Origin of the sequence: Cupriavidus basilensis (assembly GCF_000832305.1) — a bacterium.
Taxonomy (GTDB): Bacteria; Pseudomonadota; Gammaproteobacteria; order Burkholderiales; family Burkholderiaceae; genus Cupriavidus; species Cupriavidus basilensis_F.
The window spans coordinates 2,062,974-2,075,428 of sequence record NZ_CP010536.1 but is presented as its reverse complement, the minus strand read 5'-3'; the positions used below and the strand labels follow the sequence as shown (position 1 = coordinate 2,075,428).

Here is a 12,455-nt window from a genome sequence, read left to right as displayed (position 1 = left end):
TCTCCCCTCCCCTTTGCCCGACACCCTGAAACCCCTGGAGCGCCCGGCGGCATCCATCATTCAGCGCACAGGTGCACAGGTAGCCGATGAAACTCAAACCAGGCTGGGGTATAGCGGTATTGTTGGTTGCTGGCGCCATTGGAGCCGCCGTGTGGTGGCTTGGCAGCCAGCGCGACCCGTGGCCGGCTTATGTGGTCCACAGCAACGGGCGCATGGAGATCGGCCGCCTCGACGTGGCGGTGAAGTATCCGGGCCGCGTCATCGATCTGCCGGTTCGCGAGGGCGATGCCCTGGCTGCGGGCGCCGTGGTGGCCCGGCAGGATGACGCCGAGCTATTGACTCAACTCAGCCTTGCCACTGCGGCCCGCGAACGTGCCGTGCAGGCAGCGTCGCGCGCGCAGGCGGAGATCGAGGGGCGCGCGAGCCGCCAGCGGCTGGCGCGGCTGGAGTTGACCGAGGCGGTCAAGCTCTACCAGGACCGTCAGATTTCTTCCGTGGAGCGTGATCGCCGCCAGCTTGGCCTGGATGGCGAGAGCGCGGGCGTGACCGGTGCGCGCGCCGGGCTTGGCGAGGCTAACGCGGCGATCGCGGAGGCCAACGCACAGATTGCCCGCCTGAAGATCCAGCTGGATGAGGCAACCATCCGTACCCCGGTGGCCGGCCGTGTGGAGTATCGCGTGATCGAGGTCGGCACGGTGCTGCCGGCGGGCGGGCGCGTGGTGTCGCTGCTGAACCTGGCCGATATGTATTTCACGGTGTTCCTGCCCGCGGGTGCCGCCGGCAAGCTGGCGATCGGCGATGAGGCGCGCATTGTGCTGGACGCCATGAAGGACGAACCGATCCCGGCCCGCGTCAGCTTTGTCGCCAGCGAGGCGCAGTTCACCCCCAAGTATGTCGAGACCGATGCCGAGCGGGCCAAGCTGATGTATCGCGTCAAGCTGCAGCTGGCGCCCGAGGTTGCCCAGCGCTACGCGGCCAAACTGAAGGCCGGCATGACGGGCGATGGCTTTGTGCGCCTGGATGCCAGGCAGCCCTGGCCCGCCGCGCTGACGCTGCCCCGGCAGCCGGCCTGACGCCATGCCGAGTCCGTACCCCGACGGTGCCGCGGCCATCCGGATCGATGGCTTGTCGCACCGCTACGGCGCCAGCGTGGCGCTGGACAATGTGTCGCTCACGCTGCCCGGCAATGCCACCATCGGCCTGATCGGCCCCGATGGCGTTGGTAAATCGACGCTGCTCGGCGTGATTGCCGGCGTCAAGCGTATCCAGCAGGGCCATGCCGCCGTGCTGGGCGCGGACTTGCGTGACCGGCAAGCGCGCGAGGCGCTGTTGCCGCGCGTGGCGTTCATGCCGCAGGGGCTGGGACGCAACCTGTACCCGACGCTGTCGGTCTACGAGAACGTGGACTTCTTTGCCCGGCTGTTCGGCCTGGGCGGCGAGGAGCGGCGCCAGCGCATCGAGCGCCTGCTCGCGGCCACCGGCCTGGCGCCTTTCCCGGACCGTCCGGCGGGCAAGCTCTCGGGCGGCATGAAGCAGAAGCTCGGCCTGTGCTGCGCGCTGGTCCACAACCCGGACCTGCTGATTCTCGACGAGCCCACCACCGGGGTGGACCCGCTCTCGCGGCGCCAGTTCTGGACCCTGGTGGAGGACCTGCGCGCCGAGCACAGCAATATGACGGTGATCGTCGCCACCGCGTATATCGAGGAGGCGCAGCGCTTCGAGCATCTGGTGGCCATGGATGCGGGCAAGGTGCTGGTGTGCGACCGTACCGCCGAAGTGCTGGCGCGCGCGGGCACCGGCGACCTGGAGCAGGCCTATATCTCGCTGCTGCCGGCGGCCCGGCGCGGCGATGCCACGGGACTGGTGATCCCGCCCCGCCCGCCGGATGGCGACGAACCCGCCATCGAGGCCGAGGGACTCACGCGGCGCTTCGGTGCCTTTACCGCCGTGGACAATGTGAGCTTTCGTATCGAGCGCAGCGAGATCTTCGGCTTTCTCGGCTCCAATGGCTGCGGCAAGACCACCACCATGAAGATGCTGACCGGGCTGCTGGATGCCACCAGCGGCACCGCGCGCCTGCTCGGCCAGACCATCGACGCCGGCGATATGCGTACGCGCATGCGGGTGGGCTATATGTCGCAGGCGTTCTCGCTGTACGAGGAATTGACGGTACGGCAGAACCTGGACCTGCATGCCAGGCTCTACCAGATGGAGGGCGAGAACGCGCAAAAGGCGGTCGGGCAGGCCCTGCTCGATTTCGAGCTGGACCAGCATGCCGGTGCGCGGCCCGCTGCCCTGTCGCTCGGCATCCGCCAGCGCCTGCAACTGGCCGCGGCTTGCCTGCACCATCCGGAAGTGCTGATCCTCGACGAACCCACCTCCGGCGTGGACCCCGGCGCGCGCGACATGTTCTGGCGCCATCTGGTCCAGCTATCGCGCCAGCAGCGCGTGACAATCTTCGTTTCCACGCACTTCATGAACGAGGCGGCGCGCTGCGACCGCATCTCCTTCATGCACCGCGGCCGCGTGCTGGCGGTGGGCAGCCCGGACGCGCTGCGGGAGAGCTGCGGCGCGCGGACGCTGGAGGATGCGTTCGTCAGCTACCTGGAGCAGGCGCAGACCCCGGAGAACGGCGCAGCCGCTGCCTCGGCTGCGGCGAAGGCAGCGCCGGCGCAACCCGCCCCGTCCTCCTCCCCGTCCTCCGCGCCGGTCGGCAGGCCGGCCGCGCATGCCGGCGGCTCGCGGCTGGCGCGGACCTGGGCGTTCGCCAGGCGCGAGGCCATGGAGCTGGCGCGCGACCGGCTCCGGCTGGCATTCGCCATCCTCGGCCCGATCGTGCTGCTGTGCGCCGCGGCGTGGAGCGTGTCCTTCGATGTGGAGAACGTGCGCTTCGCCGTGCTGGACCGCGACCAGAGCCGCGCCAGCCGCGAGCTGGTGGAGCAGTTCTCCGGATCGCGCTATTTCGTGCAGACCGATGGCGTGCACAGCGAGGCAGACGCGGACCGGCGCCTGCGCGTCGCGGCCGATATGCTGATCGTCGAGCTGCCGCCTGGCTTCGAGCGCGACCTGCTGGCCGGGCGCCAGCCGCAGCTCGCATTCCGCGTCGACGGGTCCAGCCCGTTCCCGGGCGCCACCACGCGCGCCTATGTGACCGGCGTGCTGCTGGCCTACGCCAATGCGCAGATGCGCGCGCAGCCGGAGCGCCCAGCGGCGCTGCCGGTGTCGATCGAGACGCGCTTTATCTACAACCAGGAGTTCCGCAGCATCTACGCGATCACGCCGGGCATCATCATGCTGGCGCTGATCCTGATCCCGACCATGCTGACCGCGCTCGGCGTGGTGCGGGAAAAGGAGATGGGGTCGATTACCAACCTCTATGCCTCCCCGGCCAGCGTGGGCGAGTACCTGATCGGCAAGCAACTGCCCTACGTGGGGCTGGCGATGATCAGCTACCTGACCCTGGTGGCGCTGGCCATCGTGCTGCTGCAGGTGCCGCTCAAAGGATCCTTCCTCGCCTTATCGATCGGCGCCGCGCTGTTCGTGCTGGCGGCCACGGCGCTCGGGCTGCTGATGTCGACCTTCGTGCGCTCGCAGGTGGCGGCCATCTTCGGCACCGCGATCCTGTGCCTGATTCCGTCGGTCAACTTCTCCGGCCTGCTGTATCCGGTGTCAACGCTGACGGGCAGCAGCTACTGGATCGGCCTGGGCTTTCCGTCGTCGTGGTTCCAGCTGGTCAGCCTTGGCAGTTTTACCAAGGGGCTCGGCGTGGGCAGCTTCGGCACCATGTACCTGGCCTTGCTGGGTTTCGCGCTGCTGTACCTGGCGGGCGCGCGTGTGCTCCTGCGCAAGCAGGAAGCCTAGCCGGGAGATACCGCGATGAATCAATGGTGCAAGAACGTGGCCAGGCTGTGCGGCAAGGAGCTGCGCAGCCTGTTCAGCGATGTGACGCTGATGGCGCTGATCGTCTTTGCTTTCACGCTGGCCGTGCATTCGGTCGCCAAGGGCATCAAGGCCGAGGTATCGAACGCATCGGTGGCCATCGTCGATGCCGACCACTCCGAGCTCTCGCGCCGCCTGCGCGATGCGATCCGGCCGCCGTATTTCAAGACGCCGGTGGATGTGGACCGGCACGCCGTCGATGCGGAGCTGGACCGGGGACGCTATATCTTCGCCATCGAGATCCCGCCGCGCTTCGAAGCCGACGTGCTGGCGGGAAGAACGCCGGCGGTGCAGGTGCTGGTCGATGCCACCGCGATGACCCAGGCGGGCCTAGGAGCCAGCTACCTGCAGCAGATCTTCACGCGTGAGGCGCTTGAATTCCTGCACGCGCGAGGCATCGAGGCGCAGTTGCCCGTGCGCGCGCAGAGCACGGTGCTGTTCAATCCCAATACGGAGTCGCACTGGTTCACGTCGACCATGCAGATCCTGGTGAATATCACGGTGCTGGCCATCATCCTGGTAGGCGCGGCGGTGATCCGCGAGCGCGAGCACGGCACCATCGAGCACTTGCTGGTGATGCCGGTGCGCGCCAGCGAGATTGCGGTGGCGAAGATCCTGGCCAATGGCGCGGTGATCTTCCTGGCGTCCCTGCTGTCGTTGTGGCTGGTGGTGCATCTGTGGCTGGATGTGCCACTGACCGGTTCGATGGGGCTCTTCGCGCTGAGCACCGCGCTCTATCTGTTCTCGGTGACGGCGCTCGGCATGTGGCTGGCGACCATCGCGCCGGCGATGCCGCAGTTTGGCTTGCTGGCGGTGCCGACCTATGCCGTTGCCTACCTGCTGTCTGGCGCCGCCACGCCGGTGCAGAGCATGCCGCAGGCCATGCAGCACGCGGTGCAGTTCCTGCCGACCACCCAGTTCGTCACGCTCACGCAGGCCATCCTGTTCCGCGGCGCGGGCGTGGATGTGGTGTGGCCGCAGTTGCTCGGCGTCACAGCCGCGGGCGGGATCTTCCTGGCCCTGGCGCTGACACGGTTCCGCTCCATGCTGGCACAGCAAGGATAGACAGCCATGCCTGACCACACTTACCACACCCGCCTTTTCTCCAGCCCGCTCACCCAACGGATTTCCGCCTTGAGTACCCATCCACGACGCGGCATCCTCGCCGCTCTCATTACAGGCATCGCAAGCATCGCCGCAGCCGGCCTGGCCGGCTGCGCCACGGTCGACGTCACCGTGCCCGGCAGTATCGCGGCGCCGGCCGCGTTCAGCGAGGCCCCCGCCGAGGGCGCGCCGGCGGCGCAGGACCTGGCGCAGTGGTGGCAGAACTGGAACGACCCGGAACTGACGCGGCGCGTGACCGAGACGCTGGCGGCCAATCTCGATCTGCGCGTGGCCCAGGCGCGCGTGGCGGAGGCACGCGCGATCGGGCAGGTTGCGGAATCGGCGCTCTACCCGACGCTGTCGGCGCAGGCACGCGCGGCGCGCGGCGTGGCCGACTTGCGCAGCCCCCCTGGCCTGCCGGATACCTCGCCCGGCCTGGAGGGCCATCTTGCCGGACTGACCGTGGCCTGGGAGGTCGACGTCTTCGGCGCCCGCCGCAGCGACGCGCTAGCCGCGGCGGCCGTTGCCCTCAGCGCGCAAGAGCGCCTGCGCGGCACACGCCTGCTGATCGCCGCCGACGTGGCCGAGAACTACCTGGCGGCGCGCGGCTTGCAGCGCCGCCTGCAGCAACTGGACCGGAGCACGGAAATCGTCGCTCAGTTGCTGAGCTATACCCGCGCGCGCTATGCGGCCGGACAGGCGCTGTCCTACGATGTCGACCGCGTGAGCGAACAGCTTGGCGCATTGCAGGCGCAGCGCCCGGTGCTGACGAGCCAGATCTCGATCCGGGAACGCCGCCTTGCGTTGCTCGCCGGCCAGGTGCCGCAGGCCGCGGCGGCGCTTTCGCCGCCGCCCGCGTTCTTCGTGCCGGCGTCACCCGCCGGGCAGGTGCCGTCGGACGTGATCGAGCGGCGCCCGGACGTGCGCGCCATGGCCGCGCTGGTAAGCGCGCAGGCTGCCAGGCTCGGCAGCGCCAAGGCGGAACGGTTTCCCCGGTTTTACCTGACGTTCCTCGGCCAGGACGGGCGCCTGCACGTGGACGGGCTGCCGGCGCTGAGCGGCACCGGCGGGCTGGTGGGCGTCGGCGTGCAGTTGCCGATCTTCACCGCGGGCCGCGTCCAGGCCGGCATCGATGCCGGCGACGCCCGCCTGCAGGCCGCGCAAGCGGAATACAACCAGACGGTGCTGCGCACGCTGGAGGAAGTGGATAACGCTTACAGCCAGCGCAGCAGCCTGGACCAGCGCGGCGCCCGGCTGGCCGATGTGGCCGCCACTGCGCAGCGCAACAGCCAGAACGCCACGCGCCTCTACGAAGGCGGCCGCCGCACGCTGCAGGATGTGCTGGACGCACGCATCGGCGCGCTGCAGCGGGCCGACGAACTGATCCAGACGCAGACGGCGCAGGCGCTGGCAGCCGTGCAGCTGTATCGGGCACTCGGCGGAGCATGGCCGGGCGATCCGGAGTCAGCCCGGCATTGACGACGTCGTGGCCGTGTTCGCGGGGAAGCTGGAAACCGAAGACGCCTTCGAGCCGTTTGAGGAAATCCTCCGACGGCTTCTCCGTGATGCCGACCACGCGGTTTCCCTGGACGCTGGAGTGCCCGCGCAGCGGGCATATGTCAGCACCAGATGTGGGCCGACGACGCGAACCGTCGGCTATTTGCAGAACATGAAAAAGCTGCCTATGGTAGCGCAATGGCAACCCAGGATCGAGTGCGTATCCCGAGCGCTGACCTGCATCCCCGCGAGGAGGGATTCTGCAGCGGCGCCTGGCGAGCCGATTTCCCGCGGCTGCATTCGCACGCAGCCGCGACGGCCGCCTTCAGGCCTTCAACGCCCCCAGCGCATCCTCAATTTCCTGCTGGAACGCCGGCCATAATCCCTGGAAGCTATCGAGCCCCTCGCTTCTCACCAACTGCTGCAGGCCGATGCATAGTTCCGCCAGGGTCGCGTTTCCTACCAGTGCGAAGCCTCCGCTCAGCGAGTGCAATGCATTGAGGACGGCGTCGGCGTTGCCCGCCCGCAAGGCATCCGTCATGGCCGCCGTTGTCTCCCGCGTGGCGGCGTGCATCGCCTCGCACACCTGTGGGGTGATCGGCAACTCCGCCAGTGTCTTGTCACTATCGGATTCCTTTGGCGCGCTTCGACCGCCATGCGACCGCAGGACGCGCCCCAGCACCGCGAGCGGCACGGGCTTGACCAGCAGCGTGGAAATGGACGATTGCAGGCTGCGATGCTCCTGCTCGGGCGTGCTGTGCGCGCTCATTGCGACGACCGGCAAACCGGGATATTGCCGCCGGATGGCCGATGCCAGGGCATAGCCATCCATCACCGGCATGCCGATGTCCGTGAGCACGACGTCGTACTGCCTTTGCGCAAGCGCCGCCAGTGCCTTCGCGCCATCCTCGACAATGGTCGCGTCAAAGCCGAGCTGCTCGAGCTGGTCGGCCAGCATGGCACGGGTTGCGGGATGGTCTTCCGCGACAAGCACCTGGATGGGTGGCTCACCGTCACTGGACTCCAGCGCGCTTGCGGCGTCCGATGTCTCGGCTGCCGCTGCGCCGCCGGCCTGTGCTACCTGGGGAGGCGCCTCCGCGCGTTGCAATGGCCACCTGACCGTGAAGGTGCTGCCCTGCCCCGGCGTGGAGTTGACCGAGATATGGCCTTGCGCGGCTTCCACAATGCGCTGGCACAACGGCAGCCCCAGGCCAGTGCCACCGTAACGCCGATGGATGGAACTGTCAGCCTGCGTGTAGAGCGCGAACAGGGTTGGCACGGCGGCCGGATCCATCCCGATGCCGGTATCCGCAATCTCGAACTGCACGACAGATCGTTCGTTGTCTTGCACAAAGGCGGCGCGAACGATCACATGGCCGGATTCCGTGAACTTGATCGCGTTGCTGACCAGGTTGGCGATCACCTGCCGGATCCGGGTCGGATCGCCAAGAAAGTAACCGGCAACACCGGGCGAGATTTCACAAGTCAGCGCCAGGCCTTTGGCCTCCGCAAGCGGCGCGAACGTGTCGCGCACGTTCTGCAGCAGCTGGTCGCAACGGAAAGGAATGGATTCGAACGTCAATTGTCCCGCTTCCACCTTGGACACGTCCAGCACGTCATTGATGATGCGAAGCAGCGACGCGGACGACGACTCGACGATCTCCAGCCTTCGCCGCTGGCCGGCAGACAATGGGGAGCGCCCCATCAGCTCCAGGCAGCCGATGATGGCATTCAGCGGCGTACGGATCTCGTGGCTCATGATGGCAAGGAACGTGGATTTGGCCTTGTTGTCCTGGTCCGCCGCCTGGCGCGCCTCCCTGAGCTTCTGCTCCTTCTTCTTCTGCGCGCTGATGTCCAGCAACGCGCAAAGCAGAGCCGCCTCCCCTCGATACCTGACATGGGTGAAGTTCACCAGCAGATGCGTCAAGGCATGCGTGCCCGCCCCGATGGTCAGCTCCTGTCCGACCAACGGCCGGTTCCTGCTCGGGCGGTCCGCACGCGCTTGCGACGCGCGGCAATAGAGTTCCCACATGCGCTGGTGCAGCGGCGGCGCACCAGCCTGCTCGGCATACCGGGCCATCACGTTGTTGTCCACGATCACACTGCCATCCGCCAGCGCAAGCAGGCTAAGGCCCACCGGCGCGGTATGGATCAGCACACGGTTGAGCTTCTGGCTCTCCTTCAGGCGCACCGCGCGCTCATACGACGGCAGGAGGATATCGCGGCGAAAGATGACAATGCGGACCCACAGCAACAACCATCCCACCAGGGCAAGGGCGCTGATCGTCAGCAGGCGATACTTCAGGCCAGCCAGGATCGTGTACGGCGTATAAGCATAAACGAGCGTCCAGTCCGTCTCCGCAAGGCGCTTGCTGATCTGGAAGATGCCATCCTTGAAGGTCTGTTGCACGCCCGGCGGCGGCCCAACGGTATGCGTGGCAGCCACACGGCTGATGAAGGCGCTGCGCTCCGCGCCAGGCGTCAACAGCAACTTGCCCTGCCCGTCGAGAATGGCGAACTCGCCCCCGTCGTCCGGATTCTGCAGGCCATTCAGGAGTTGGCCCGGATGCCTGGTGGCGACCACGATGGCCAGCGGCCTGTTGTCGCTGTCGAACAGGAACTGCGCGAGGCGGACCACCAGTTCGCCCGAGAGCGGATCAAGTTGCGGCGCCAGCCAGATCACGTCCGCCGGCGCGGCTTGGGGATGGGCTACCGCGGCCTGCGTGAGGCTGACGACGTCCGGCCAGGCCTGCCTGAACAATGCGAGCGCATCGGGCAGGCGGGACAGTGGTGCAGCGTCGCCGCTTTCCGACCGGAGCAGCATGGCCAGGAAATCCCCTTGCACGGAAAGGAAATAGGTGTTCGCGGAAAGCCCGGGAGTGCGCTTGCGCACGATTCTGGGCTTGAGTTGTTTCTCCATCAATGCCAGAAGCGGCAAGAAGCTCGATGCGGGCCGGGCGTCGCTGACCTCGGTTGCCACGGCATAGACCCGGCGGCCCGAATCCTTGATGACCCGCAGTTGACCGTTGTTGGCGAGATACTGTTCACGCAGGGCTGCCGACGGTAGCGCCTGGCGGTCCCACATGCTTTCCACATTGGCCGTGCCTCGCATCAGAACCGCGCTGGCCCTGGTCATGCTGACCAGGAGCCTGGTTTCCTGTATCCGAAAGCCAGCGCGCGCCGCCGCATTGTAGTCACTGACCGCCATGCGCAAGGCCAACAACGAGCACAGCAGGATGAAAGCCGAGAGTGCGGCACCACCGACGTACAGCAGGGTAAGCTGATACCGCTTCATCCACTCAGGATTGAAGTCGCGGCGGCCACGGGAAATGCGGCGCCTGACAAAGGGCTTCAGTTTCACGGTGAAGTTGATATCATTGCGCTTCTGTTGTATCCATCAGGCGCTCAGGCGCGCCGGCGTCACGCTTGCTCTTGCCCACCTTCCGGCTCAGGCTGCATCTCGTCGCCGCTGTAGCGGATCAGATCCGCATCGCGCGTGACCCCGAGCTTTTTCATTGCCGCCACCTTTTGCGAGCTGATGGTCTGCTTGCTACGATGCAGCTGGGCAGCAATCTCGCCCACCTTGTAGCCTGCCCGGAACAATCTCACGATTTCCGCCTCCCGGACACTCAGCTTGCGCGTGGCACCGGGGTCCTCCTGATCTTCGAACAAGGCAACAACGCTGGGCGACACGTATTGCCCGCCGGTATAGGCGGCATGCACAGCGGTGACGATATGCGCCATGGCATCGGACTTGCTCAGTATGCAGGTCACGCCAAGCGTCTGGATGGCGCGCAGCACCGCTGGATCGTCCACCATGGTGATGGTCACGATGCGCACCTCGGGAAACCGCCGCAAGATCATCGAGATGAGTGCCTGTCCGTCGCCGTACTTGCCATCCGGCATGACATAGTCGAGCACCAGCACATCGCAAGGCTGCTTGCCGAGCGCATCGACCAGTTCCGTGGAATTCGAGGCTGTCCCGGTTACCTGGATGCCGCTGGCCCCCTGCAGCGAGTGGGCAATGCCGAACAACGTGACTGGGTGATCGTCCGCCACCATGACACGCAAATGAAAGTCATCCATCAAGCCCACGCTTGTAGAAAGTTGCACAAGACCCCAAGATGCCAATGGCAAAGAGTGCAACGTCACCACGGACAGTTCCTGGTCCACACGGCGCCAGGGTTTCGACCCCGGTCGCAATGATACCCTTCGATCACTTTCCCGCCTGCAAGTGCGAAGTAGACTTTGCAGATGGTATACCATCCGCGCCGACGCCCTCCCAATTGGCGGCCGAGCACGACTGGCGCGTCGATTTCTTTCACCCGAGGCGCTACTTTCATACTCGTCCTATTCAGTAATGCCAACCATCCTTTTATCCTGTGGGCATGAAAGGATTTCTCAGCACCCTCGCTCCGCATCAAGCCCTGCTCCATGGCTCCCCAGGCGCGCGTTCCCGCGATAAGCCAATAGGCCCGGACAGCGCGCGCCGTCATCGCATCCTGGTCGTGGAAGAGAATCCGCGGCACCTCTTCACCACAATGCAAATGTTCGCCGGCCAGGGCGAACATCATGTGGAAGGCTGCACCGACGGAGCCAAAGCCTTGCAGCGCCTGGGCGAATGCCCTTTTGACCTGGTTGTCACCGGCCTCAATGTCGCCGGCGTCGACGGCATCCAGATCATCCAGAGCCTGCCTGTGTCCGCGCTCGCGCCGGCGCTGGTCATCACAAGCACCGCGCCGCGGCCGATACTGGTCGGCGCCCGCAAGGTCGCCGAGTCGCGGGGCATCCCGGTGATGGCAACGTTGCCGAAGCCGCTCACCCAGCAAGGCGTGAATGCAGCGCTTGGCGCGTACAGCGAGAGCGTGAAGCGTGTACGTCCCGCCCTGCCCGGCAACACCCTGGAATTTCACCGCAATGCCCTGATCGCCGCGATGGAAAACGGCGAAATGCAAGCGTGGTTCCAGCCAAAGTACGCACTGGTCGATGACCTGGGCCATGCCGCGGAGGCGCTGGCACGTTGGGAACATCCGAAATTCGGCTTGCTGCTGCCTGGCGCCTTCCTGTCCGCCATTGAGCGCGAAGGGCTTGAGGACCGCTTGCTGCAGACCATGCTGGCACAGACACTCGCCGCACAACAAGATTGGATGGCCGCCGGCCTGGATATCGCCGTCTCCGTGAACCTGACGACCAGGCTGCTGGATGACCCGGAACTTCCCGATCGCTTGCATGCGCAGGTAAAAGCGGCCAATGGCGATCCGCGGCGCATCTGCTTCGAGTTGACCGAAGACTCCATGGAGGCGCAGGAAAGCAACTACTACGCGGGCGCATGCCGGCTGCGCATGCACGGCTTTGGCCTGGCCCAGGATGATTTCAGCAGTGGTTTCAGCTCGTTCTACAGACTGGTGGCGACACCTTTCACGGAGCTGAAGCTGGACGGGTCCATGATCAAGGACGCCATCATGATCGATGCCTTCCGTGCCGCCCTTTCGAGCGTGGTGCAGCTCGGGCGCAAGATGGGCCTGACCGTTGTGGCGGAAGGCGTGGAGACCGAAGCCCAACTACGGCTTCTCCAGGAATTTGGCTGCCACCGGGCGCAAGGCTTTCTGATATCGCCCGCCATCCAGCGAGACGCCATCGCGCGCTTCTTCCGCGCAAGCTGATGCGGCGCATGGCGCCGCAGCCTGCCGCCGCCACCGCCCCTTGAGCCGTAAAGACTGTGACAATCCGTGGCGCGACCGCCTCCCCTGGCGCTGCCGCCTGAATGTCAACAACTGCAAAGATTAGGACTTGTCCTATTAATTTCTGAAAATTTCGTACATGTCCTATGTATCTTGGCCCAAGAATCGTACAAGATACACATATTGCAACGCCACACGCCGCCATCGAAATAGGGGATAACCAGACAATCAGCA

The 12,455-nt window shown here is 66.0% G+C and carries 8 protein-coding genes; 5 read left to right on the top strand and 3 right to left on the bottom strand.

The window, feature by feature from the left end; genetic code table 11:
* The first annotated feature begins 86 nt into the window (after window positions 1–86).
* From RR42_RS09740 to RR42_RS09725, 4 genes are read left to right on the top strand one after another with little or no spacing between them, the layout of a single operon-like run.
* Window positions 87–1,073 (top strand): HlyD family secretion protein, encoded by a 987-nt coding sequence (locus RR42_RS09740; protein ID WP_043346117.1) that lies wholly within the window; start codon window positions 87–89, stop codon window positions 1,071–1,073.
* 4 nt (window positions 1,074–1,077) lie between these two features.
* On the top strand, window positions 1,078–3,861 hold the full coding sequence (gene rbbA / locus RR42_RS09735; RefSeq protein WP_043346113.1) for a ribosome-associated ATPase/putative transporter RbbA: 2,784 nt from the start codon (window positions 1,078–1,080) through the stop codon (window positions 3,859–3,861).
* 15 nt (window positions 3,862–3,876) lie between these two features.
* The gene (locus tag RR42_RS09730; protein ID WP_043346112.1) at window positions 3,877–5,004 is read left to right on the top strand and encodes an ABC transporter permease; all 1,128 of its coding nucleotides are present in this window, start codon (window positions 3,877–3,879) and stop codon (window positions 5,002–5,004) included.
* A 6-nt stretch (window positions 5,005–5,010) separates the two neighbouring features.
* Window positions 5,011–6,522, top strand: a complete 1,512-nt coding sequence (locus RR42_RS09725; protein WP_082054858.1) for an efflux transporter outer membrane subunit — start codon at window positions 5,011–5,013, stop codon at window positions 6,520–6,522.
* 343 nt (window positions 6,523–6,865) lie between these two features.
* On the opposite strand, the gene RR42_RS09720 is transcribed toward RR42_RS09725, so the two are convergent.
* From RR42_RS09720 to RR42_RS40655, 3 genes are all read right to left on the bottom strand, one after another.
* On the bottom strand, window positions 6,866–9,901 hold the full coding sequence (locus RR42_RS09720) for an ATP-binding protein (RefSeq protein WP_043346110.1): 3,036 nt from the start codon (window positions 9,899–9,901) through the stop codon (window positions 6,866–6,868).
* Between the two features lie 59 nt (window positions 9,902–9,960).
* Window positions 9,961–10,626 carry a response regulator gene (locus RR42_RS09715; protein WP_043346108.1) on the bottom strand — a complete coding sequence of 222 codons (666 nt, stop codon included), beginning with the start codon at window positions 10,624–10,626 and terminating at the stop codon, window positions 9,961–9,963.
* 62 nt (window positions 10,627–10,688) lie between these two features.
* Window positions 10,689–11,114, bottom strand: coding sequence for a hypothetical protein (locus RR42_RS40655; protein WP_052494563.1), 426 nt, complete (start codon window positions 11,112–11,114; stop codon window positions 10,689–10,691).
* On the opposite strand from RR42_RS40655, the gene RR42_RS09710 reads away from it, so the two are divergent.
* A complete protein-coding gene (locus RR42_RS09710; RefSeq protein WP_052494562.1) occupies window positions 11,088–12,203 on the top strand; it encodes an EAL domain-containing protein in 1,116 nt (371 codons plus the stop codon). The two genes, RR42_RS40655 and RR42_RS09710, sit on opposite strands and share 27 nt — an antisense overlap.
* The last annotated feature ends 252 nt before the right edge of the window (window positions 12,204–12,455 follow it).